General features: G+C 61.6%; 22 protein-coding genes. 15 read left to right on the forward strand and 7 right to left on the reverse strand.

The features are described 5' to 3' along the window. Window positions 1-82 precede the first annotated feature (82 nt). Window positions 83-1,507 carry an NADP-dependent isocitrate dehydrogenase gene (locus SynNOUM97013_RS00920; RefSeq protein WP_186480400.1) on the reverse strand — a complete coding sequence of 475 codons (1,425 nt, stop codon included), beginning with the start codon at window positions 1,505-1,507 and terminating at the stop codon, window positions 83-85. A gap of 88 nt (window positions 1,508-1,595) precedes the next feature. Between SynNOUM97013_RS00920 and SynNOUM97013_RS00925 the strand changes: the two genes are divergently transcribed. Continuing rightward, entirely contained in the window at window positions 1,596-2,534 is a 939-nt protein-coding gene (locus tag SynNOUM97013_RS00925) for a glycosyltransferase family 2 protein (protein ID WP_186480401.1), read from the forward strand. Here the strand turns inward: SynNOUM97013_RS00925 and SynNOUM97013_RS00930 are convergent. Beyond that, entirely contained in the window at window positions 2,522-3,775 is a 1,254-nt protein-coding gene (locus tag SynNOUM97013_RS00930) for a ChbG/HpnK family deacetylase (RefSeq protein WP_186480402.1), read from the reverse strand. The two genes, SynNOUM97013_RS00925 and SynNOUM97013_RS00930, sit on opposite strands and share 13 nt — an antisense overlap. Next, window positions 3,766-4,521 (reverse strand): 5'-methylthioadenosine/adenosylhomocysteine nucleosidase, encoded by a 756-nt coding sequence (locus tag SynNOUM97013_RS00935; RefSeq protein WP_186480403.1) that lies wholly within the window; start codon window positions 4,519-4,521, stop codon window positions 3,766-3,768. The genes SynNOUM97013_RS00930 and SynNOUM97013_RS00935 overlap by 10 nt, the downstream gene beginning before the upstream one ends. Before the next feature lie 113 nt (window positions 4,522-4,634). Between SynNOUM97013_RS00935 and SynNOUM97013_RS00940 the strand changes: the two genes are divergently transcribed. The 9 genes from SynNOUM97013_RS00940 (at window position 4,635) to SynNOUM97013_RS00980 (ending at window position 15,539) form a co-directional block, all read left to right on the forward strand. Then, the gene (locus SynNOUM97013_RS00940) at window positions 4,635-5,051 is read left to right on the forward strand and encodes a hypothetical protein (RefSeq protein WP_255443047.1); all 417 of its coding nucleotides are present in this window, start codon (window positions 4,635-4,637) and stop codon (window positions 5,049-5,051) included. Window positions 5,052-5,124: 73 nt separating this feature from the next. Continuing rightward, window positions 5,125-5,838, forward strand: a complete 714-nt coding sequence (locus SynNOUM97013_RS00945; protein ID WP_186480405.1) for a heme oxygenase (biliverdin-producing) — start codon at window positions 5,125-5,127, stop codon at window positions 5,836-5,838. Continuing rightward, on the forward strand, window positions 5,838-6,941 hold the full coding sequence (locus tag SynNOUM97013_RS00950) for a glycosyltransferase (protein ID WP_186480406.1): 1,104 nt from the start codon (window positions 5,838-5,840) through the stop codon (window positions 6,939-6,941). The genes SynNOUM97013_RS00945 and SynNOUM97013_RS00950 overlap by 1 nt, the downstream gene beginning before the upstream one ends. Before the next feature lie 80 nt (window positions 6,942-7,021). Then, complete coding sequence (locus tag SynNOUM97013_RS00955) at window positions 7,022-8,839, forward strand: ABC transporter ATP-binding protein (protein WP_186480407.1); 1,818 nt, start codon at window positions 7,022-7,024, stop codon at window positions 8,837-8,839. Between the two features lie 6 nt (window positions 8,840-8,845). After that, entirely contained in the window at window positions 8,846-11,056 is a 2,211-nt protein-coding gene (locus SynNOUM97013_RS00960; RefSeq protein WP_186480408.1) for a glycosyltransferase, read from the forward strand. Beyond that, window positions 11,056-12,204 (forward strand): glycosyltransferase, encoded by a 1,149-nt coding sequence (locus SynNOUM97013_RS00965; protein WP_186480409.1) that lies wholly within the window; start codon window positions 11,056-11,058, stop codon window positions 12,202-12,204. Before SynNOUM97013_RS00960 ends, SynNOUM97013_RS00965 begins: the two co-directional genes overlap by 1 nt. Next, window positions 12,197-13,504 (forward strand): glycosyltransferase, encoded by a 1,308-nt coding sequence (locus SynNOUM97013_RS00970; RefSeq protein WP_186480410.1) that lies wholly within the window; start codon window positions 12,197-12,199, stop codon window positions 13,502-13,504. Before SynNOUM97013_RS00965 ends, SynNOUM97013_RS00970 begins: the two co-directional genes overlap by 8 nt. Next, window positions 13,501-14,682, forward strand: coding sequence for a glycosyltransferase (locus tag SynNOUM97013_RS00975; protein ID WP_186480411.1), 1,182 nt, complete (start codon window positions 13,501-13,503; stop codon window positions 14,680-14,682). The genes SynNOUM97013_RS00970 and SynNOUM97013_RS00975 overlap by 4 nt, the downstream gene beginning before the upstream one ends. Continuing rightward, window positions 14,682-15,539: a sulfotransferase gene (locus SynNOUM97013_RS00980; protein WP_186480412.1), complete on the forward strand. Its 858-nt coding sequence runs from the start codon at window positions 14,682-14,684 to the stop codon at window positions 15,537-15,539. Before SynNOUM97013_RS00975 ends, SynNOUM97013_RS00980 begins: the two co-directional genes overlap by 1 nt. A 14-nt stretch (window positions 15,540-15,553) precedes the next feature. On the opposite strand, the gene kdsA is transcribed toward SynNOUM97013_RS00980, so the two are convergent. Further along, window positions 15,554-16,405: a 3-deoxy-8-phosphooctulonate synthase gene (gene kdsA / locus SynNOUM97013_RS00985; protein WP_186480413.1), complete on the reverse strand. Its 852-nt coding sequence runs from the start codon at window positions 16,403-16,405 to the stop codon at window positions 15,554-15,556. 78 nt (window positions 16,406-16,483) lie between these two features. Here kdsA and SynNOUM97013_RS00990 point away from each other — a divergent pair, with 78 nt between their 5' ends. The 3 genes from SynNOUM97013_RS00990 to SynNOUM97013_RS01000 are packed head-to-tail and all read left to right on the forward strand — an operon-like array spanning window position 16,484 to window position 19,516. Continuing rightward, window positions 16,484-17,200, forward strand: a complete 717-nt coding sequence (locus SynNOUM97013_RS00990; protein ID WP_186480414.1) for a hypothetical protein — start codon at window positions 16,484-16,486, stop codon at window positions 17,198-17,200. Between the two features lie 5 nt (window positions 17,201-17,205). After that, a complete protein-coding gene (locus tag SynNOUM97013_RS00995) occupies window positions 17,206-18,048 on the forward strand; it encodes a manno-octulosonate cytidylyltransferase (protein ID WP_186480415.1) in 843 nt (280 codons plus the stop codon). Between the two features lie 7 nt (window positions 18,049-18,055). Further along, the gene (locus SynNOUM97013_RS01000) at window positions 18,056-19,516 is read left to right on the forward strand and encodes a hypothetical protein (RefSeq protein WP_186480416.1); all 1,461 of its coding nucleotides are present in this window, start codon (window positions 18,056-18,058) and stop codon (window positions 19,514-19,516) included. Window positions 19,517-19,540: 24 nt separating this feature from the next. Here the strand turns inward: SynNOUM97013_RS01000 and SynNOUM97013_RS01005 are convergent, their stop codons facing one another. Then, window positions 19,541-20,422, reverse strand: coding sequence for a glycosyltransferase family 2 protein (locus SynNOUM97013_RS01005; RefSeq protein WP_186481338.1), 882 nt, complete (start codon window positions 20,420-20,422; stop codon window positions 19,541-19,543). A gap of 31 nt (window positions 20,423-20,453) precedes the next feature. Between SynNOUM97013_RS01005 and SynNOUM97013_RS01010 the strand changes: the two genes are divergently transcribed. Together SynNOUM97013_RS01010 and SynNOUM97013_RS01015 are read left to right on the forward strand one after the other, a co-directional pair. After that, window positions 20,454-20,660: a hypothetical protein gene (locus SynNOUM97013_RS01010; protein ID WP_186480417.1), complete on the forward strand. Its 207-nt coding sequence runs from the start codon at window positions 20,454-20,456 to the stop codon at window positions 20,658-20,660. Continuing rightward, a complete protein-coding gene (locus SynNOUM97013_RS01015; RefSeq protein WP_186480418.1) occupies window positions 20,657-21,904 on the forward strand; it encodes a CCA tRNA nucleotidyltransferase in 1,248 nt (415 codons plus the stop codon). The genes SynNOUM97013_RS01010 and SynNOUM97013_RS01015 overlap by 4 nt, the downstream gene beginning before the upstream one ends. A gap of 10 nt (window positions 21,905-21,914) precedes the next feature. Here the strand turns inward: SynNOUM97013_RS01015 and SynNOUM97013_RS01020 are convergent, their stop codons facing one another. Together SynNOUM97013_RS01020 and SynNOUM97013_RS01025 are read right to left on the reverse strand one after the other, a co-directional pair. After that, window positions 21,915-22,478, reverse strand: coding sequence for an HAD family hydrolase (locus SynNOUM97013_RS01020; protein WP_186480419.1), 564 nt, complete (start codon window positions 22,476-22,478; stop codon window positions 21,915-21,917). Window positions 22,479-22,494: 16 nt separating this feature from the next. After that, entirely contained in the window at window positions 22,495-23,481 is a 987-nt protein-coding gene (locus tag SynNOUM97013_RS01025; RefSeq protein WP_186480420.1) for an SIS domain-containing protein, read from the reverse strand. Window positions 23,482-23,495: the final 14 nt, after the last annotated feature.

The following is a 23,495-nucleotide window of genomic DNA, read 5'->3' on the forward strand; positions in this document are numbered from 1 at the left end:
CCTCAAGACCGATGCAAATTTGATCGGTCTTTTGAGCTGCTAGGCGTAAACATCGTCGTCTCGGGCTGCTGTTGTTGCCTGATCAGAAGCGCTGAATGATGGCCTCGGCGAAACCGCTGCAGCTCACCGGCTCCACCTTCGGCTCCATCAGACGGGCCAGGTCGTAGGTGACCTGCTTGTCGGCAATCGCAGCGCTCAGACCCTTGGTTACCAGGTCGGCGGCCTCCTGCCAGCCCAGAAACTCCAGCATCATCACGCCGCTGAGGATCACCGAACCGGGGTTGATCCGGTCGAGGCCAGCGTGTTTCGGGGCGGTGCCGTGGGTGGCTTCGAAGATGGCCGCACTTTCGCCGATGTTGGCGCCGGGGGCCATGCCCAAACCGCCCACCATGGCGGCTGCGGCATCGGAGATGTAGTCGCCGTTGAGGTTGAGGGTGGCCAGGATCGAATACTCCTGGGGCCGGGTCTGGATCTGCTGGAAGATGCTGTCGGCGATGCGGTCATCCACAAGCACCATGCTTTTCCAGTTGCCGCCGCCGTGGCTGCTGCCGATGGCGTCGATCACCGCTTGCACTTCGGCGTCAATGTCGGCCTTTTTCTCAGGGGTGAGGCTGTCGTAGCCCGGTTCAATCATGCGGGCGTTGGCCTGCACGCTCAGATTGGGATCCTTCTCAAGATTGCCGAGGATCCAGCTTTCCCGCTCAGTGATGCACACGTCGCGGAATTCGGTGGTGGCTAGCTCATAGCCCCAGTCTCGGAAGGCACCTTCCGTGAACTTCATGATGTTGCCCTTGTGCACCAGGGTCACGTGACGCTTGTCTCCCTCCAGGCGCAGGGCGTGCTGGATCGCCTTGCGGATGTGGCGCTGGCTGCCGTGCTTGCTCACGGGTTTGATGCCGATGCCGGATCCCTCAGGAATCTGGCGCTTGCCCAGCTTGCCATTGGCGGGGATCACCACCTCGTTGAGGTGCTTGCGCAGCTCTTGGCCGACGGCGTCATCGGCTTCCCATTCCACACCCATATAAATGTCTTCGGTGTTCTCCCGGTAAACGATCACGTCCAGATCCTGGGGACGCTTGTGGGGGCTGGGGGTGCCTTCGTAGTAGCGGCAGGGACGCACGCAGGAATACAGATCAAAGATTTGGCGCAGGGCCACGTTCAGCGAACGGATACCGCCGCCCACAGGGGTGGTGAGGGGACCTTTGATGGCGACGCCATAGGCGCGAATCGCCTCGAGGGTGTCCTCCGGCAGATATTGATAGGTGCCGTAGAGGTCGCAGGCCTCATCGCCGGCGTAGACCTTGAACCATTCGATGGTCTTGCTGCCGCCGTAGGCCTTGGCCACGGCCGCATCCAACACCTTTTGGGTGGCGGGCCAGATGTCCACGCCCGTGCCGTCCCCGCGGATGAAGGGAATGATCGGGTTGTCGGCTACCACGGGCTGACCGTTCTCGAAGCGGATCGGTGTTCCCTGACTGGGGACGGTGAGCTTCTCGAACTGAGCCATTTCAGGGTTGCCGCTGAACGGAATCACGTTTTGCGAGCCTATGACTCAATGGGGGATCCTTAAAGGCAATCTGCTCTTTGCCTGACCCATGCCCAATCCCGAAGGTGTGTGGGTCGTGGCCGCCTGCTTCAACGAGCAGGATGTGATTGAGCGTTTCATTGACCGGACCTTGGTGGTGCCCGGTGTGGATCATCTGGTGTTGATCGATGACGGATCTGCCGATGCCACGGTTCAGCGGATCAAGGCCTGGATGGAGGCCCACCCCGGCGCGCAGCTGACACTTCTCGAGTTGACGCGCAACTTCGGCAAGGAGGCGGCGATGCTGGCCGGTCTTGACCAAGTCAACGGCCGCTGTGCGGCAGCGGTGCTGATTGATTCCGATTTACAGCATCCGCCTGAGCTGATCGAAGCGATGGTGCGCGAGTGGCAAGCCGGTGCCGAAGTGGTCACTGCCGTGCGCGATGACCAAGACCAGGAATCCCGCCTGAAGGTTGCCAGTGCCCACTGGTTTTATCGCGTCTTCAACAAGCTGGTGGACTCCATTGAGCTCCGGGAGGGCGCCGGCGATTTCCGCTTGCTGGATGCGACGGTGCTCGATGCCGTGACGCAGCTCCGCGAGTCGAGTCGCTTCTCCAAAGGGCTGCTGCCTTGGACGGGCTATCGCAGCGTGGATCTGCCCTACCAGCGTGTCAGCAGAGTGGGAGGGCGGACCTCTTGGAGCCCTCTGCAGCTGTTCGGCTACGCCTTTGATGGCATTTTTTCCTTCTCAGTGCTGCCGCTCAAGGTTTGGACTGGCATCGGGGTGATGGTCTCGTCCCTCAGCCTTCTCTATGCCCTCGTGGTGATTCTGCGCACGGTGCTGTTCGGCGTGGATGTGGAGGGCTATGCCTCTTTGATGGTGGCTGTGCTGTTCCTGGGGGGGATCCAGCTCATCGGCATCGGTGTGCTCGGCGAATACGTCGGTCGGATTTATGTGGAGTCGAAGTCACGACCCCACTACTTCATTCGCCGCGTTCACAACGCCTGAAGCGCTTGCCATTCCTTCTGTCTCCACGGTGAGGCGGCAAACGGCTGCGACACAGCGAAACCGGCCTGGGCCAGATCGGTGTCGAGGGGTGCACCGGGATGGGCCAGCAGCAGTGGTGGGGTGCAGAACCCATCGTTGGCGCTACTGCGCAGGGTGGACCATGCCGCGTGCAGGGGGGCTCCGGCCATGCGACCGGTGAACAGCACGCCGGCGAAGCTCTGATTGCTGGTGATGCCATGGAGGCGCATGGCGGGATGGGCCCGTCGGCTGAGCACTTGGAGCACCATCCACTTGAGCAGGCCCGCATCCCGAATCGCTCGCCACCAGTCGGCCATCGGCAGCCCCGTCGGCAGAGGCTCATCGGTGCGACGCAGCCAGGTGATCTGTTGCGTTGCTGCTCGCTTCAGCACTGCATCGAGCACCACAGGCACTAAATGGATGTGTTGATGCCCGTCCAGGTGGATCGGTCCATCACCGCGGAGCTTCCGGAATTGCCTGATCTGGGCCTCCACCTCCAGTCCCAGCTGCCGTTCCAGTCGGCGCCGCGACGGATGCCTGGCTGGCCTGAGCGAGAGCAGCAGCCATTGCCCGAAAGAGCGACGGAGGTGCCCCCTGGCATCGACCAGATCCGGCACCAGCTCAGGTGGAGCGCAGCAGGGCCCTTCGGTGAGGCAGAGGTGGAGCACCAGTTGCAGGTGCGGTTGAGCGGCTGCCAGGGCGGTCCAGGCCGTGACGCCTTCGGCTGCCACGGGCCCGTTCACCAGCACGCTTGTGCCATCGAGCTGGCCACTGGCGGCCAGCGTGAGGATGGCCTGGTTGGTGGCCGGGCTCAGACCCAGGTCATCGGCGTGGCGCAGGGGGGTGATGGTCTCGCCTCTGCGACGCTGGCTGAAACGTGCAGCCCGTGACCAGATCAGGGCATTGAGCACCGTGGGGGTGAACACCAGCACCAGCGTCGGGGCCTTGAGCAGTGGCAGCAGGGCACAGACACTGAGGTTGACGACGTACTGAAGCAGCAGCCAGCGCCTGGCGAACTGTTGCCCGCCAGTCTCTTCCCGGAAGGTGAGCAGGGCGTGGCCGAGATAGCCCGCCACCGAAGCGGCCAGGAAGGCGATCGGGTTGGCCAGGCTCAGGCTCATCCACTGGCCCAGCAGAAGCAGGACGCCGATGTGGACGGCCGCGGCGGTACCCCCCACAACGCCATAGCGCAGCACGCGGTTGAGCAAGGGCTTCATGCGCATCGTTGGGGGGCGTCGTTGCAGCGTTGCAGCAGGGCCTCAATCAAGCGCCAGGCCTGCTGTTCATAGCGTTTGAGGAAGTCTTCGAAGCTCTGGGCTGCCGCCGCATCGGCACCATCGGAAATTACCCGCAGCACCAGCCAGGGGATCCCCTCCTGCTCAGCCACCTGCGCCACGGCGGCCCCTTCCATCTCCACTGCCCGTAGTCCGGGAAGGTCTTCCCGCAGCGTCTGCAGCACCCTGGTATCGCCGATGAAGCGGTCCCCCGTGGCGATCAGGCCGCTGCTGGGTCTTGCGAAGCCGTCCAGAGTCCCCGCGTCATGGGCCTCCAGCAGCGCGGTTTTGGCCCAGTCAAACCAAGCCTGAGGGGGGTGCAGGCGGTCTCGGTTGAGGGCTGGCAGCGTGAAGCGTGGGAATAGAGGCCGGGCATCCATGTCGTGCTGCACCACCGCATCGGCCAACACCACATCCCATTGACGCAGGCTCGGATCCGCTGCGCCAGCGACACCGGTGAACACCAGCAGATCGATGCTGGGATCGCTGGCGAGCAGGCGTGTGGTCGCCCGAGCAGCGCTCACCTTGCCCCAGCCGCTCCAAGCCAGAGTGAGCCGAACCGTGTCGCTCAGGGATCCCTTGTGAAGTGTGAGATCTCCGTGGGTGCTGCAGCTCAGATCCTGGAGGTGGCCGAGATCCGAGCCGATTTCCTCGGGCATGGCGCCCAGCAGGCCGACGTGCAGCGGTCGCGACATGGTTTTGTGAAACTGGGGCAACCGTAACGGCGACGTCCTGCCTCTCCCATCACACTGAATGGGATGGGGAGGTTGCAGTGAACGCGGGCGAATCAGTCCACAGCGTGGCCCGGATGCGAGCCGTGGCCTCTACGATCACGCTGGTGCGTCGCCAGTTTCCCGCTGCACAGGCCAGTCTCAGTCCCTGGCGTGACGATCCTCAGACGAGGCGGTGGAAGGAGGCCGAAAGCCTTGACCTCGCCTTCCATTTCCCCGGCTGGAGTCCGCGGCTTGAGTGCCGCAGTTTGTTGCTGCAGTTGCGTCTGAAACCCCAGGCGGCTGGTGATGTCGCTGCCGCTCCAGAGCTTCTGGGCGTGTTGATGCGCGGCATGACCTTCGATGGTGAGCGCTGGCGCCTGGCCACGATGGGCGACTGGCAGCCGGAAGGCACGCATCTCCCTCAGCCCGCACAGGCTGAGCAGCTGCGGGGCATCTGCAGAGACCTGTTCGATCTGTTCGCGGGTCCCGCAGCAACGGATACAGCGGCGTAACCCTTCGCAACCCTTTGGGCGCGCAGCATGAGATCGAATTTATGGTTGCTCTCATCGATTACGCGTCCGTTCCATGTCCGTCGCTTTGGCCGCTCAGCTCCGCGAAGGCACCAAAAAGGCTCACACCATGGCCGAGAACACCGGCTTCGTCAGCTGCTTCCTGAAGGGCGTCGTCGACAAGTCCAGTTATCGCAAGCTGGTGGCTGACCTCTATTTCGTGTATTCCGCCATGGAAGACGAAATGGGCCAACTGACCGATCACCCCGTGGTGGGTCCGGTGAGCATGGAGCAGCTCAACCGCCGTGAGTCCCTGGAGCAGGATCTGGCCTACTACTTCGGTGACAACTGGAAGGATCAGATCCAGCCGTCCCCGTCCGCTGCCGCTTACGTGGAGCGAATTCATGCCCTGGCGAAGGAGTCACCTGAGCTGCTGGTGGGCCATCACTACACCCGTTACATGGGTGATCTCTCCGGTGGACAGATCCTCAAGAACATCGCCCAGAAAGCGATGAATATGGATGGTGATGACGGTTTGCGCTTCTATGTCTTCGATGACATCGCCGACGAAAAGGCCTTCAAGACCACCTATCGCTCCACCATGGATGAGCTGCCGATCGATCAGGCCACGGCTGATCGCATCGTTGAAGAGGCCAACAATGCCTTCCACCTGAACATGAATATGTTTAAGGAGCTAGAGGGCAATCTCGTGGCTGCGATCGGCAAGGTGCTCTTCGGTTTCCTCACCCGCCGTCAGCGTGCGGGCAGCACTGAAGCGGCGGCTGCTTGATGACAGCAACGGAGTCCTCCTCCGGGAGGTTCAATCCCGTTCGGGTTCTGGTGCCTGGCACCGGAACCCGTTTTCGTTGTGGTGGTCTCAGCGTGGCGCTGCAGACCGCTCGCTTGCTGTCCACGCTGCGGCCTACGCAGGTGGTCACCTATCGGGAACGCAGTGACCGTCATCCTTTCCTCGATGATCTGCTGGGCGCTGAGTCGGCGCCCGGTGAAGCCCTTTGGATCGTGAGCTGGGGGTTTGATGTGCCCCGCTCCCTGGAGCGTTTGCGCGGACGCCCCGTGGTCTATCAGGCCCATAGCAGTGGCTATGGCTTTGACCTCCCGCCCGGGGTGCCGGTGGTTGCGGTCAGTCGAAACACCCTTGGGTACTGGGCGGATCGTGCACCCCGCAATCCCTTGTTTCTGGTGCCAAATGCCCTTGAGCCCCAGTGGATCGAGCGAGGGTTGCGCGCAGGTTCTGCTGCGCGAAGCGCTCGATCTGAGTGTCCGATCGATGTGCTGGTTCAGCGGCGTAAAAGCAGTCCCTATGTGCTGAATTACTTGGTGCCGGCCTTGCAGGCGCATGGATTGCGGGTGGAGGTTCAGAGCGGCTGGGTCGACGACCTGGTGGCGTTGTTCAACAAATCCAAGGTTTATCTCTACGACTCGGCCGAGTATTGGCGTGGTCGTGGGGTGAGTGAGGGTTTTGGTTTGCCGCCGCTGGAGGCGCTGGCCTGCGGCTGTGTGGTGTTCAGCAGTTTCAATCACGCGCTGGCGGACATGCTCACGCCAGGGGTCACGGCTCATCAGATCGGTCAGGGCACGCTGGCGAATGATCAAGCGCGCATCGCGGCGGCGGTGGCGAACCCTGATGGATGGTTGCCGGATGCGGCCACGCTCGACGGTCTCTTCGCGGAGGTGGCGGAGCAGCGCTGGTGTGAGCGTTGGGCGCAGGTGCTGACACGGCTGGAGGATCTCCGTGGCCATGGCGCCATGGGCTTGTCAGACGATGCGCTCTTGCGCTCGCCCTCCACGCGCCGCTTGCGTTGGATGCAGCGATGGGATCGCCTGCAGAGCAAGGTGGCCAATCGGTTGCCCGGCTGGCTGCCATCCCCCTGACCACGCGGGCTTGCGGTCTTTAATAAGCATTATCAGGACTGGTGTTTGGCACCGAAGCACTGGCACCAGAACCTTCGTCCATGCAACTGAAAAGCCAGACCTGGAATGAACTGAAGCTGCTGCTGCAGGAACTGTCTCCCAGGCGTCTGCGCTTCCTCGGCCTGGTGCTGATGGCCTCGTTTGTTCAGGGCCTGATCGATATTTTGCTGGTGGGCTTGCTAGCCCGTTTGGTGGGTCTGCTGGCAGGCGCCAAGCTCGGTGATCAAATTCCCGGAATCCGCTTTTTCGGTGGCGGACTGCTGGATCAAGCGGGGTGGATTGTTGCGCTGCTGATCGCTGCCTATTGGATGGCGTCGGGTATTCGCTTCGGTGTGGCTTTGCTGGAGTCTTTGCTTACTGCAGAAATCTGGTCGGATCTGGTTAATAAGGTCTACCGAAATCTGATGCTGCAGCGGTATGAGTTTTTCATGCACAAGCGCACATCAGTGTTGTCGGAGCGCTTCAATCGCATTCTCAGTCGGGTCACAGGTGCAGTGATCACACCGATGATTGCCATTGCCGGCAGTCTGCTGTCGGTGATGGCCTTGATCATCGGCGTGATCATTGTTCTGGGTAGCTCGTCGCTGCTGATCTTCTCGTTGATGCTGGCGGCATATGCCTTGTCTTCGAAGATCATCATTCCTTACTTGAGGCTGGCTGTCCGTCAGAAAAATCGCTACTCAAGGCGGCTGAAAATCATATTTTCGGAATCGCTGCAATCGATGCGCGATGTGCAGTTGTATTCCTCTCATAATTATTTTGTCGAGCGTTTTTCGCGAGAAGGTGTTCTCGCCAAGCGCAACGATCGTCTGTCTAGTCTGTTGCCCAATGTGCCGCGCTTTGTGATCGAACCGGCGGGAATCACGATTCTGTTTGCCATTGGATTGGCACCGGCACTGGTGAGTGGTGATGGTGAGCGGCTACGTGAAGCGCTGCCGGAGCTGGCCACGATTCTGGTGGTGCTGTTGCGCATCGCGGGCCCCCTGCAATCGGTGTTTCGCAGCATCAACAAATTGCGCGGTGGCCTGCCTGAGGTGAAGGATGCGCTGGAGCTGCTGCGTATGCGCCCCGAGCGCTTGTCCCTTGGTGATCCCGGCGTCCCATCCCCTGAAGGGGTGATGCCGCGGCGGTTGATCGAGCTGAACAACGTCAGCTTCAGCTATTTCCGAAGCGACACCACCGTTCTGGATTCCATCGACCTGTCCATTCCCGTGGGCTCACGCATCGCCCTGGTCGGTCGCACCGGCAGCGGCAAAACCACCTTGGCGCACCTGCTCTTGGGGCTCTACACCCCAACCCAGGGTGAACTGCTGCTGGATGGCGTTCCCGTGTCGGATGAAGACATGCCCGCCTGGCAGGCGAACTGCGCTTTCGTTCCGCAAAACATTCGTCTGCTTGATGCCAGTGTTCGCGAAAACGTGGCCTTCTGCGAAGACCCCGACAGCATTGATGACGCTCAGGTCTGGGCTGCTCTGGAAGCAGCGCAGTTTTCCGAATTCGTCGCCCAGATGCCGTACGGCCTGTTCACCATGTGTGGTGAGAACGGCATGAAGCTCTCCGGTGGTCAACGGCAGAGGCTGTCACTGGCCAGGGCGTTTTACAGACGGGCCCGCCTGATGGTGCTGGATGAGGCCACCAGTGCCCTCGACAACAAAACCGAGCACGACGTGATGCAGGCGTTGGACCTGGTGGGACGTCGCTGCACCATGGTGGTGATCGCGCATCGCCTGTCGACCGTGAAGAAGTGCGATCGCATTTATGAAGTCGATCAGGGGCGGATCATTGCTTCGGGAGATTTCCAGACCCTGACGGAGACATCCGCCAGTTTCCGCGAGATGACCATGTTGGATGCGGTCTAGGTAGCCATGGCCGACATCGTTCTTCTGGCCACCTCAGACTGGGATCATCCGCTCTGGACCAACAAGCAGCATGTGGCCTGCGCGCTGGCTGAGTTGGGCCATCGGGTGCTGTATGTGGATTCCCTGGGGGTCCGCGGTCCCCGTGTGGATCGTTCCGACTCGGGCCGCATCCTGAGGCGATTGCGTCGGGGATTGCGTGGTCCGCGCAAGGTGAGGCCAGGGGTGTGGGTGCTGTCGCCTCTGGTGCTGCCGGGCCAGACCCGCGGCTGGGCTGGATTTCTCAACCGCTGGAGTCTCAATCTCAGCCTGTTGGTAGCCGATTGGCTGCTGGACCTGCGCCGTCCGCTGCTCTGGACGTTCAATCCCCAGACCCGCGCCTATCTGCGCCTGAGCCGGTTCCATGCCGTGGTGTATTGCTGCGTGGATCGCATTCAGGCTCAGCCGGGCATGCCCGTGCAGGCTCTGGAGGCGGCGGAGCGTGATCTCTGCTCCGTCGCCAATGCCTTGTTCACCACGTCGCCGCAGCTTCAGGCGTCGCTCGGGCCGCTGAATGCCGGCAGCCATGGCTTCGGCAACGTGGCGGACGCGACCCATTTCGGTCAGGCCCTGCAAGCCGATCTGCCCCGACCGGCGGATTGGCCCGCCACCGAGGGGCCAGTGCTCATCTTCATCGGTGCGATTGATGCCTACAAGCTCGATCTCGTCATGCTCGAGGCCTTGATGGAGCGCACCCCTCACTGCACCTATCTGTTCATCGGTCCGGTGGGGGAGACCGATCCCAGCACCGATGTGAGCAGCTGGAAGCGCTTCCCGCATGTGCATCTGCTGGGCCCCAGGCCCTACGCCAGCCTCCCGGCCTATCTCGCCCATGCGGATGTGGCCTTGTTGCCGCTGCAGATCAACGACTACACCCGTCACATGTACCCGATGAAATTCTTCGAGTACCTGGCGGCCGGTCGTCCGGTGGTGGCCACGGCGATCCCCTCCTTGCGTGATCAGGGGGATGTGGCACTGCTTTGTGAGCCTGCGGTGTCTGCCTTTGAAGCGGCGATTCAGCAGGCCTTAGCTGGAGAGGGGCCGGCCCTGGAGCGCCGGCTTGCCCGTGCCCAGCGCCACACCTATCGGACGCGCACGCAGGCCATGCTCGACTGCCTCAGTGATCACGGCCTGATGCCGGATGAGCCCTTGGCTCCCCAGGCGCCCCGCTACCACCACATCCGCACCCAGTGGAGTCGGCCCCACGTTTCAGCCCAGCTGCGCCTCGCTCTGTTGGGCGTGTTGGAGCGGCTGGGTCAACCGGCCAGGGCTGAACGTTGGCTGCGTCGCTGGCTGGAGCGGGAGCCCTCCAACATCACCCTGCTGAGTGATCTGGCCCGGCGCCGATTGGCCCAGGGTGACAACCGCGAGGGCTGTCGCCTGATTGAGCGGGTCTGGCAGCAAGACGGTGAAGCCGAAATCCTGCACCAGCTGCTGTTCCGCCGCGGGTCTCGACCGGGTAGTCGCATCGATCAGTTGGCGATGTTCGATGCGCTGGCGTCCAGTACGGCCTTGCCGATGCATTACGCCGGCTACTGCCGGGTGGTGCGCACTTATCGGGCCATCGATGCGAAGGATGGGGCGGCGTTGCGCCGCGGTGTGGATGGGCTCGCAGCGATCCTGGCGGAGCTGGAGGCGGATCCCGACACCTATCGCTGCCTCAAGCCCAACCGGGAGAACCGGGCCAAGCTGCTGATCTCCGCACAACTCACGCGTCTTCGGGCCTTGATGGCCTTGAAGGACACCGCGGCGCTGGAGCGGGCCTCCCGCGAACTGCTGGACAGCGCCCGGCGCTACGACCCGTTCGCCATCGATCTCACCACAGCCACGCGCATGACCCGCAACATCATGCGCAGTCTCACCATTGCCGCGGTGATGGCCTGGCATGCCGACGATCCGCAGCGTTTCGATGCCGTGGTCGCTGAGATGGAGCGTCTGCGCAATGCCTGCCATTCCGACCGCTTCGACGTGATTTCGGGCGAAACCCACGAAGATCACCGTTGGTTCGCCGATGCCGTGGTGGCCATGCTTCAGGCCTGTCGCTGGCCGGCATCAGACGCCAGCGCGCGGCCGTCCATGCAGCAGTTGGTGGACCCCGTTCTGCTGGTGTATTTTCCGGATCTGCGCCGCGAACGTTCCGAGAAGGCCGAGCGCTTTCTGCAATCGCTCGGGTCGCGCTGATGGCCGCGTTGCGGGTGGTGTTCACCATTGATTCGCTCAAGCTCGGTGGCGCCGAGCGGGTGTTGCTGCGCTGGGCCGGCTGGTGCCGTGAGGAAGGCTGGCAGGTGTTGGTGATCACGCGGCAGGGACCGCAGCGTGATGCGTACCCCGTTCCGGAAGGGGTGGAACGTTGGGTGGAGCCCCGGCTGTCGCCGCCCCTGGAGCGGCTGGGCTGGTTTGCTTTCCCCTTTCGGCTGCTGGCCTTGCGCCAGCTGTTGCGTCGTTACCGCAGTGACGTGGTGGTGGGTGTGACCACCCTGCCCGCGGTGAAACTGCTGCTGGCCAGTGCAGGACTGCCGTTGAGCACCGTGGTCTCTGAACGAAACTACCCGCCGGCCAAGCCTCCATCTCTGCCCTGGCGATGGTTGCGGCGCTTCACCTATCCCAGGGCCGATCTGCATCTGGTTCAGACCGTGCCCGCGGGGGTCTGGCTGCGTGACCACTGCGCGGTGACGCGCCAGCGGTTGCTGCCCAACCCAGTCAGCTGGCCATTGCCGGACCGGGAGCCCGTGGTGTTGCCCGAGGACTGGCTGGCAGCCGACCATCCCCTGATCCTTGCGGCGGGAACGAAGGCGCATCAGAAAGGCTTTGACCGTTTGATGCCGGTGTTCGCTGAGCTGGGGCGGCGTTCTCCCAACCTGCATCTGGCCTTGCTGGGACTCGCGCCGGGTCGTTATCACGGTCGTGATCAGCAGGCTGAGCTGCGCTCGGCTCTCGTTGACAGCCCTGATCTGCAGCAGCGGTTGCTGTTGCCGGGAGTGAGCGGCAGCATGGCCCGCTGGTATGCGCGGGCCACGGTGTTTGTGTTGCCATCACGCTACGAGGGATTCCCCAATGTGCTGCTGGAGGCGATGGCGGCCGGGTGTGCCTGCATTGCCAGCGACTGCCTCACGGGGCCGTCCGATCTGATTCGCCATGGCGAGAACGGTCTGTTGCTGCCGCCCCAGGCCACAACCGAGGCCTGGGTGGACGCGATCGAGACCTTGTTGATTGATCCGGACTACCGCCGCCAGCTGGGTGCTCGCGCTGCAACGGTGCGGGAGCGATATGCGCCGGAACGCCTACGGCGTGATTTTCTAGAGGCGTTGCGCCCGTTGCGCCATGGATGATCTCTGGGTTGTGCTGCCCCACATCGGCGCTGGCGGTGCCCAGAAAGTGGGTCTGCTTGCTGCGGAGCATTTCGCAGCTCAGGGGTTCAAGGTGCGGGTGCTGTCGCTGCGCCATGGGCATCCGATCAAGCACGCGATCCCCGAGGGCGTGGAGCTGTTTGATCTGGGGCCCGATGATGACTTCAGTCTTCATCCCTGGTTGCAGGACGGCTGGAATCGTTCGCTGTTGGCCCGCGGCCGTCGCTTCACCATCGCCCAGTGCATCAAGCTCCGGCGGTTTCTGATCCGAGCCACGATGGCCCTGGTGTTGCGTGGTCTCCAGCTCACCTGGCGCTGGTGTGAGCCGAAAGTCCAGCCTGGTTCCGATGCATGGGTGACTCGCCTGCTGGGCTGGTGCATGCAGGGCATCGGCGGCCTGCGCTACCGGCGTTTGCGCGAGCTGTTGCAGCAGCAGCGGCCCAAGCGGGTGTTGGCCCTGCTCACCAAAACCAACATCCTCTGCTCGGCGGCGGTTTGGGATCTGCCCATCCATCTGGTGGTGTCGGAGCGCAATGACCCCCGCCTGCAGCAGCTCGATCGTTTGTGGAGTCGTCTTCGCTGCGTTTACTACCGCCGTGCCGAGGTGGTGACCGCAAACACCGAGGGTGTGCTCGAAGCCCTGCAAGAGATGGGGCCATGGCAACGGTTGGCGCTGTTGCCCAATCCCCTACCGGGTGGATTGAGTTTGCAGGATTCCCAGCCATCGCCTGTTCAGCGCCAGCTGGAGGTGCTGGCGGTGGCTCGTCTGGTGCGCCAGAAGGGCCTGGATGTATTGATTCGTGCCTTCGCGTCTCTGCCGCCGTCGGTTCGGGAGGGTTGGCACGTCACCCTGGTCGGCGATGGACCGGAGCGCCAGGCGCTGGAAGTACTAGCTAGCGGTGCGGGGCTCGGGGATTCGATTCGCTTCGAGGGGTTCCGCTCGGATCCCTTGGTGTTCATGCGCCGCGCTTCGATCTTTGCGCTTCCATCGCGCTTTGAAGGCATGCCCAATGCCTTGCTTGAGGCCATGGCCGCAGGGCTGCCATCGGTGGTGAGTGATGCTTCCCCTGGTCCGCTGGAGATGGTGACTGATGGCCGGCAGGGGCTGGTGGTGCCCTGTGACGACGTGAGCGCGTTCGCGATGGCTCTGCAGCAGCTGATGCGCGATGGCGATCTGCGCGATCGCTACGGCGATGCGGCCCGCACCACCCTGCGCGCACTCGACTGGGATGTGGTGGAGCCCCACTGGCGTTCGGTGCTGGCCCTGCCAGCGCAGCCATGAGCCGAGTTGTTTCCGGTCGCAGCGACGGCCGTGAGCGGGTGCTGGTGCTGGCCCCCACAGCCCGCGCCGCCAGTGAAACCTTCATTCGCGCCAATCTCAGTGGGTTGTCGTTGACCTTGACGGCCTACTTCGGTGACGAACGACCGCTGAAATACCCCTGGCGCCTGGCCTACGGCAGTTCGATCCTGTTCAGCAAGCTGTTCACGCGTCTGCATTGGCTGCGTTTGGCAGGGTTGCCGGCAGCCTGCGTGGCTTTGGCCCTGATCCGTCGCCATCAACCGGATGTGGTGATGGTGGAGTTCGGTTTTGAAGCGGTGCGGGTGATGGAGGCTTGCGCCTGGTCCGGCGTGCCCCTGGTGGTGCATTTCCGCGGTTCCGATGCCTCGGCTGAGAGTCGCTTGGGTCTGCTGAAGGGGCGTTACCGGCGTCTGCTGGCGATGGCCGCCGGCGTGATCGTTAAATCCAGACCGATGGCCGACACCCTTTTGGCGCTGGGCGCACCGGCGGATCGCCTGCTGATCAGTCCCTCCGGGGCTAATGCCGCTTTGTTTCAGGGCAGCGACCCGGCCGCGGCGCCACCGGTGCTGTTGGCGGTGGGTCGTTTTGTGGCCAAGAAGGGCCCGCTGCAGACGCTGCGAGCCTTTGCTTTGCTCTGCCGTGAGCCCGCTGTGGCCAGGCTGCAGCCCGAGCTGTGGATGGTGGGAGAGGGCCCGCTGCTGGCCTCTGCACGGTCGTTGGTGGTGGCGCTTGGCCTCCAGGAGCAGGTGCGATTCCTGGGCGTGCGTTCCCAGGACCGGGTGGCTCAGCTGATGCGCGAGGTGCGGGGGTTCGTGCAGCACTCGATGGTGGCCCCGGATGGTGACAGCGAGGGCAATCCTGTGGCGGTGATGGAAGCCCAACTCAGTGGTCTGCCGGTGGTGGCAACCCGTCATGCCGGTATCCCTGAGGTGGTGCTGGAGGGACAGACAGGGCTGCTGGTGGAGGAAGGTGACGAAGCCGCCATGGCGCGGGCGATGGCACGTCTGCTGATGGAGCCGGATCTGGCGGCACGTCTGGGAGACTGCGGGCGCCGGCGCATTCAGGAGCGGTTCACCATCGAGCATCACCTCCGGCAGGTTGAGCAGCTGCTGCGTCAGGTCATCGGCGACCGTCAGGCACACCGCAGGGAACGGTCGTGATGAGGGATGCTTCGCCGGCCAGGCGCAGGCTTCTGCTGATCAGGGGCCTCGGCCACAGCGGCACTACGATTCTGGATATGGCTTTAGGAGCACATCCTCTGCTCGTGGGCCTTGGAGAAGCCGCCCGAATTTTGGAACGGCCTGACGCGGGAGAAGAACACCGCGGACCTGCTCAGCTGCGCCATGGTCTGCGCTTTGAGCGCCGTTGCACCTGTGGCGCCGTGGCGGCCGAGTGCCCCGTGTGGGGTCCGCTGTTGGAGTGGCTCCCAGGCCATGACGACCGCCCTCTGGCCGAGAAGACCCTGCGGCTGCTGGACGCCGTGCAGCGCATCCACCCAGAGGCGCAGTGGGCGGTGGATTCCTATCAGGACGACATGGTGTTGCCGTTACTCGATGACCCTGAACTGGACATTCGCATCGTGCATCTCACCCGTGATGTGCGCAGTTGGGTGCATTCCCGCTCCCGTGATGGCCAGCGTCGTGGCCAGTGGTTGCCAGGTCTGAAGCCGCTGTTGCGTTGGTGCCGGGTGAATGCACGCCAGGGATACAGGCTGCAAGCCAGTGGCCGGCCGATCTATCGCCTGGGTTATGAGCAGTTGGCCCTCGATCCGGAGAGAAGTCTGCAGCGACTCTGCGACTGGTTGGAGGTCCCGTTTGATCGCAAGATGCTGGAGCCTGCGCAGCACTCAAGCAGCCACATCCTCTCGGGAAATCGCATGCGTTTTGATGCCAAGCGAGGGGCATCGATTCGCTACGACGGCGCCTGGTTGTATCAGCCCGCTGGGCTGGCCCAGATGGCTCTGCTGCTGCCGTGGGTGGCGCGTTTGAACCGCAGGTTGGTGTATTCGGACGATTGAGGTTTGATGCCCAATCATTGAATGTTCAGCGCCGGCAGTGACTTCACCAAGGTGTCCACGGCCTTTAACTGCGTCAGGAAGGGCTCCAACGCATCCAGCGGCAGTGCGCTCGGACCATCGCAGCGCGCCTGATCCGGATCGGGATGTGATTCAAGGAACAGTCCCGCCAGGCCGACGGCCATGCCGGCCCGCGCCAGATCCACCACTTGGCTGCGACGACCGCCTGATGCGGCTCCCCCGGGGTCACGACACTGAAGCGCGTGGGTGACATCGAAGATCAGCGGCAGCTGATCACAGCAGCGCTTCATGACGCCGAAGCCCAGCATGTCCACCACCAGGTTGTCGTAGCCGAAGTTGCTGCCCCGCTCACAGATCAGCAGTTGATCGTTGCCGCATTCCCGGAATTTCTCCACCACATTGCGCATCTGAGATGGACTCAGAAACTGCGGTTTTTTGATATTGATCACCGAGCCTGTGCGCGCCATCGCTTCCACCAGATCGGTTTGACGGGCAAGAAAGGCAGGCAATTGAATGATGTCGCAGACGGCTGCCGCTGGTGCAGCTTGCTCCGGTGTGTGCACATCGGTGATCACCGGAATGTTGTAGGTGTCTTTCACCGCTTGCAGGATCGTTAGGCCCTCGTCCAGTCCTGGCCCGCGATAGGAATGAATCGATGAGCGATTGGCCTTGTCGAAGGAGGCCTTGAACACCAGCGGGATGTTGAGCCGCTTGCAGACGTCGCTGTAATGCCCAGCGGCATCCAGAGCAAACTGGCGCGATTCCAGCACATTGACGCCACCGATCAACACGAAGGGAGCGTCATTGGCGAAGGAGATCGATCCCAGGGAGACCTGTCGCGCGCTCATGCTGTGACTGCTTTGGGGCGAAAGCTTAAGGCTGATGTCTGAACTGGCCGTAATCTGCGCTCCAGCAGAGGTGACGCCGTGGTGACTGTGAGTCCGATTCCGATTTTCATCGGCTACGACCCACGGGAGCGGGCCGCAACCAATGTGCTGATTGACAGCCTTTATCAGCACAGTAGTGCGCCCTTGGCGATCACCCCGCTGGTGACGCCTCAATTAGAAGCCCAGGGGCTGTATCGCCGTGAACGTGATCCGAAGCAGAGCACAGCCTTCTCGTTCACACGTTTCCTCGTGCCCCATCTGATGGGTTACGAGGGCTGGGCGCTGTTCATGGACTGCGACATGCTCTGCCGAGGAGATATCAACCTGCTGTGGCAGCAGCGGGATGACCGCTATGGGGCGATGTGCGTTCAGCACGAGCATGTGCCCGGTGAAACGGTGAAATTTCTGGGGGAAGTGCAGAGCGCCTATCCCAAGAAGAACTGGAGCTCCTTGATGCTGCTCAATTGCAATCGCTGCAGCAAGCTCACGGTCGACTACGTGAACACGGCCACCGGGTTGGAGTTGCACCGCTTCCACTGGCTTGAAGGCGACCATGAAATTGGTGCCTTGGATGCCGGTTGGAATCATCTGGTTGACGTGCAGGATGCCCCGACGGCATCAGCAGAGGAGGGCGGTCCGCCGTTGCTGCACTGGACTCTGGGGGGACCCTGGTTCCGTGAGCAGCGCACCATGGGAGGGGTGCTGGCTGCTGAATGGTTCGGCGCCCGCGATGACGCCATGAAGCTCTGGGATTGACACGCATGACCGCTTCGACCCCTCAGCCATCGGCGATTCAGCGTTCTGTGGTGGCTGTGCCTGCGCGCCTGGCCTCATCACGGCTGCCCGACAAGGTTCTGGCCGACATCGGCGGTCAGCCCATGATTCAACGTGTGTTGAATCGCTGTGCTGAGGCTGAAGGGCCGGCGTCTGTGGTGCTGTGCACCGACAGTGAACGCTTGCTGGAGCTGGCATCGGCTTGGGGCTTTCCCGTGTTGATGACGGCCGAGACCTGCAGTTCCGGCAGTGAGCGCATTGCCTCTGTGGCCGATCAACTGGTGGCGTTGGCCTGGGGAGAGGCAGCGGATGCCTGGGATGCCGCACAACGGCAGCAACGGTTGCTGAGCACCGCCGTGATCAATGTGCAGGGAGATCAGCCGTTTCTGGATTCCGCTGTGGTGACCCAGATGGTGTCGGAGTTCGGCAAGCGGGATCCGGTGCCGGCGGTGGTGACGCCTGTGTATCGACTGTCTGCGGCCACCATTCACAACCCAGCGGTGGTGAAAACATTGCTGGCCCGTGACGGCAGAGCTCTGTATTTCTCCCGTTCCGCCATTCCCCATGTGCGCGATGTGGATCCGAAGGACTGGCATGAACACGCTCCCTATTGGGGGCATGTGGGGATGTATGGCTTCCGGGGAGACGTGCTTGCCGGTTGGGATCAGTTGCCCGCGTCACCGCTGGAAGATCTGGAGCGGTTGGAGCAACTGCGTTTGATTGAAGCGGGGCACACGATCGCCACCTTCAGCGTGGAAGGAACATCCCTCTCCGTCGATACGCCAGAACAGTTAGAGGAAGCACGTCGTTTGGCAGATTCTTCCGTCTGAGATCGGCATGGCATCGACGCAACTCCGACGTCTGACCACTGTTGCAGCAGCAGCTGTTGTGTTGTTGATCCTTTGGATGTTGATCCAGGATTTTCATGCCATCAGCGCCAGTTCGTTAGGTGGTGATGCCTCTCAGAATGTTCGCTCCAGTGTCAATCTGGCGAAGTATGGGATTTACAGCAATCAGGCGATTTCGCCGGATGTCACTCCCGGTTTTCGACGCGAGCCTCTGCCCAACTTCTTGTTGGCGTTTTATCTGAGGTTGGTTGATCTTTGGTCTCCTGGTTTGCTCGATCAAACGGGACAACCTTTCACAGATGCCTTTCTGGTCTTCATTAAACAGATCAATCTTGTTTGGGCTGCCGCTCTTTTTGGGGGTCTTTGGTTGACGTCGCAACTGGTGTTTACTCCCTTGCTGGCTGCCCATGGGCTGGCTGTGATCCAGATCGTCGCGGTCAACCGTTTCTTTGTGCTCAAGGCGGTCAATGGAATGAGTACAGAGTTGATTGCTGGCATGGTGCTGGTTTGGCTGGGTGTCGTGTTGTTGATGGCATCGCGTTGGAGGTCTTGGCAATGGCTGTTGGTTTCCGGCGTGGCCTTTGGATTGCTGGCTTTGACGAAAGCGACAGGTGCCTATGTGGCCTTGCTTGTTTTGCCGCTGATCGCCTTTGCCATCGCGGGGTTCAGCAAGCGCTACTGGATTTCGTTTCTGGCAATCTCGTTTGGGTTTTTGATCACTGTGACGCCCTGGTTAGTGCGGAATCAACTTTATTTTTCTAAGCCTGTGATTGCTCAGGGAGGGGGTGATGTGCTGTTGATTCGCTCGACTTTTAATCAGATGAATCGGCAGCAATTTGGTGATGCTTTCTATGCCTATGCGCCCAGAGATTTACGCCGTGACTTCCTGGGTCCATGGATGGGGCTCTCGGAAGACGACTTTTCCTGTGAGGGCAGGTTATCGGTGTATACGCGGAATCTTGAGTGCGACCGACAGGCTCTGGAGGACAAGCGCTACGACGATGTTCAGTCGTTTTATCAGCGTGGTAAGCGCGCCATTCCTCGAGCCTTGGCGCTGAGGGGTGATAAGAAAAAAGATTTCGCGATGCAGGAATTCCGCCGCCACCCCCTGAAAGTACTGGTCACGACTTTTCCAATTGGCTGGCGAGGCTTCTGGGGTTTTCGTGAGAGGGTATGGAACTACATTGTCTTGAATGCTGCAGCGTATTCCGCCTTGTTATTGGCACCTTTGCTGGCATGGATCGAGCGGAAGCCTTCCTGGTTGATGGTTTCGATCGTTCCGGTATCATTCTTTATGTTCTACAGCTTTTTAAGCCATTTTCTTCCGCGTTATTCAACTCCATTTATCCCGGCTTCGCTTGTCTGTCTGTCCATGTTGGTTGTGGACGGTTTTGCAAGGCTTGATGGACGAATTAGGCCAGGGCGATTGGCGTTCATCAGGTTGGTGTGAAGCTAGTTTCGTGCTGAATGATCCTTACCTCGATCGCTTGTCGATCATGTCGGCAAGAAGCGCAAACATAAACACATTTAGGCTTGCAAAGCCAAGCAGGACTGTTTTGTCCGTGAGGTTGTTCAGCACGGTTAAGTCATAAAGTCCACTCGCCGTGAAAAGGGCTGCGAGGCTAACGATCAGCGGAGAAAGAAGCCGTAGTGGGGCGAAATACATCCCCGTGCGTAGAATGAGTTGTGTGAATCGGAGTGTGTCGCGGATTGGCTTAATGTGGCTTTTGCCGATGCGTTTGGCGTAGCTGATCGGCGTGAATTCAACGGCGTAGCGGTTGCGTAGTAAGCAGATGGTGATGGTGGTTGTAAAGCTGAAACCGTCCGGTAGCAGTTTGAGGAAATCGAGTGACCGATCGCGTCTGAAAATTCTTAGGCCTGAGTTCATGTCAGGGACGTCGGTGCCGCAAAGAAAAGACACCCATGGCACCAGAATCATCTTGGGGATGGAGCGGATCTTGGAGTAATCAACGTTGGGGCCGATTCGAGCGCCCACCACCATGTCGAGATCTTTGCTGGTGATCTGTACGATCAGGTCAGGAATCCGCTCGTTGGGGTAGGTGCCATCTGCGTCGGTGATGCAGATGTAATCACTCTGGCTTCTTCGGATGCCTGTTTTAAGGGCGGCTCCGTAGCCCTGATTGCGCTTGTGATGCACTACGAGCAGATTGCCGTTCTCGCTTTCAGAAGCCAGGGCGTTCAGAACATGCTCAGATCCATCGGTGGATCCATCGTTCACGGCAATAATCTCAATGTCGTTGAGCTTCGATTCACGAATCACCGAGTCAATGCATTCGATCGTCTCGCGAATGGCATTTTTTTCGTTGTAGCAAGGAATGATGATTGATGTCTTCATAGCTTGCACATTCTTGGTTTCAGCTTAATTCATGGTCTTGGCATCGTTGGTTGGATTACTTCTGCAGGCTTGCCGCTTGATGCGTGCGGAAGTGTTGGATGCAAGGCGCGAATCGCCCGCCCAAGGGTGGGTATTGCTCGGGCTGTGGTCTGACGGGTTGTTGTCTGCTGTGATGCCGTTGCGTGATCATTCAGTGGTGCATGCCGATGGCGTGGTGCCTGTGTTGCTCTTGCCATGACGGCCGATCTCCCCATCGACACTTCAGGACTTCCCGGGCCGCTTATTGCTGACCTGGTGGAACAGGCCCAGTGTGCGGGTGCCGGTCGCCTTGCTCTGGTGGGTGGTGCTGTTCGGGACCTCATGCTCCATCAGGTGCATGGCGATCCCTGGCGGGACCTCCCGGATCTTGATCTTGTGCTGGAGAGCTCATGCGTTGCTTTTTTGCATGATTTCCGCCAACGGCTGGGGTCTGAGCGTGTCTCGGAGATGCATTTGCATGAGCAGTTCGGCACCGCTGAGGCGACGGTCGATGGTGTGCTGCTTGATCTGGCCTGTGCCCGCACGGAGACCTATCCCGCTCCTGGGGAGAACCCGCAGGTTGTGGAGGGGACTATCGAGCAGGATCTTGCGCGCCGTGACTTCACGGTGAATGCCATGGCGTTGGTGCTGCGCCGCGAGGGCTCGCAGCAGTTGCTCGATCCCCATCGCGGTCGGGAGCATCTGGCCAAGCGGCAGCTCGCTTTTCTCCATAAAGCCAGCGTCACCGACGACCCCACGCGCATTCTTCGCGGTGCCCGTTATGGCGCTCGTCTGGGTTTTCGTCTGGCGCCGGAGGCTTTGGCACAGATTCAATCCACACTGACGCGTTGGCCTTGGGCCTGGCGGGTTGGAGATCCGTTGGATGCGGTGCCGCCAGCCCTGGGGACACGACTGCGGATGGAACTGGAGCTGCTGCTCGATCGCGAACCATGGCGCGAGGCCCTCAGGCTCCTCCAGCAGTGGTCAGCCATGCCGTTGCTCGATGGTCAGTTGCAACAGGATCTCCGCCTCAGCCGACGGCTGGTTCAGGGGGTGCGTCTTGGCTTGCCTGCCCTCGCGGTGTTGGTGGCTGCGGCAGCCGATCCGCTGTCGCTGGCTTCACGTCTGCAAATTCCCCACCAGCAGCAGATCTGGCTCGGTGAGTTGATCGCTTGCCGTGATTGGCTGGACCGTGAAGTGAGTCTGGAAGCCTGGACCGGCTGGGATGCGTTCGATTGGACGCAGCGTCTGGAGCAGCAGCGCTGGTCGCCTGAGGCCGTGGCGCTTGCGGTGCTCGACAACACCTCATTCCGGCGACCGTTGCTGCGTTGGTGGGGGCGCTGGCGCCATGTGACCTCACCGGTGAGTGCACGAGAACTGATGGCGCAGGGCATGCGTCCGGGTCCGGCCTTGGGCGCTGCGCTGCGCAGAGAGCGTGAACAGGTGCTTCGGCAGATGCGCTGAAGCGGGAGGGTCAGTCGTTGCGGTCGCGCCAGCCCTGCTGTGCCAGGCCCCGCCAGTCTCCACGGGCTTTGAGGATTCGCTCGGCCAGTTCGCGCACAGCGCCATGGCCTCCCTTGCGATTCAGCACGGCATCGGCTTGTCGACGCAGCGGCCTGCAGCCATCCCGCGGCGCGATCAGCAGCTGCACACTGCGGCGGACGGCAAGATCGTTTAGGTCATCGCCCAGATAACCGGTGTGTTGCGGTGTCACTCCCACACGCTCTTGCAGGGCTTTCAGTGCGGGTGGTTTGTCCTTGATTCCCACCAGGCAGTGGTCAATTCCCAGTTGGCGTGCTCGCACGTCCGTGGCGCCGCCATGGCCACCGCTGAGAAAGGCCAGTTGGATCCCTTGCTCCTGCAGCAGTTTCAGACCCAGGCCGTCGCGAACATCAAAGCGTTTCTGCAGCCGGCCTTCCGCATCCAGCCAGAGGCCCCCATCCGTCAGCACGCCATCCACATCCAGCACCAGAAGCTTGAGCTCGGCCAGGGGAGATTTCAGTCGTTGCCAACGCCATTCACGCAGCAGTCGTCGCATTCGATCAGTCCTCCCTTTAGGCCAGCCCGGCTTGGACGAGATCATGCAGGCGCAGCAACCCATGGAGTTGTCCGTTGTCATCCACCACTGGCAGGACGGAGATCGGTTTGCGTCGGTTGTGTTCCATGCGTTGGATGGCCTCAACAGCCAACAGGTCGGCCTGGATGGTGATCGGGTCTGGAGTCATTAACTCGTTCGCCGTCAGCGTTGGCCAGCGCTCAGGGCCGTGTGCACGGAGCGCCCGGCGCAGATCTCCATCGGTGATCAGACCCAGCAACTGACCAGGACTGGCTGGGTTTTCAACCCAGCTGCTGCCGATGGCACCCTGGGTGAGGGTGCTGATCACATCCGGTAGAGGGGTTTGCGGGTGGATCGCTTGCAGGTGGGCCGCTGGAACCATCAGGTCGGCCACGGTCATCGTCAGCTGCTTGCCAAGGGAGCCCGCCGGATGATTCAGGGCGAAATCGGCCGGAGAGATGCCTCGCCGTTCCATCCAGACGGCTGCCAGTGCATCACCAATGGCCATGGCCACAGCCGTACTCGCTGTCGGCGCCAGGTTGAGCGGGCAGACCTCGCGGTCAACGGAGGCTTCCAGCACCACGTCACTGCCATGGGCGAGCGAGGAATCGGCGCGGCCGACCAAGGCGATCCGGGCGGTTCCGCGGCGTGTGAGGTGGGGAAGGATGGCCAGCAGTTCGCTGGTTTCGCCGCTGTTGGAGAGCAGCAGGCAGACATCGTCGGGGGCCACAACGCCCAGGTCGCCGTGCAGTGCATCCAGGGGGTTCAGAAACAGGGCCATCAGGCCGATGGACGAAAAGGTGGCGGCGATCTTGCGGGCCACGATGCCGCTCTTGCCCACCCCCGTGATCACCAGCTTGGCTTTGCGGTCAGCACAACGTTCAAGCAGGGTCAGGGCTCCCTCTACCTGCTCGCTGCTGAGTCGTTCCGCCGCCGCGGCAATGGCGGCCGCTTCCTCCTGCAGGCAGCGGGTGAGTGCGGACACGCGCGATCAATCAC

This window comes from Synechococcus sp. NOUM97013 (genome assembly GCF_014279815.1).
GTDB lineage: Bacteria > Cyanobacteriota > Cyanobacteriia > PCC-6307 > Cyanobiaceae > Synechococcus_C.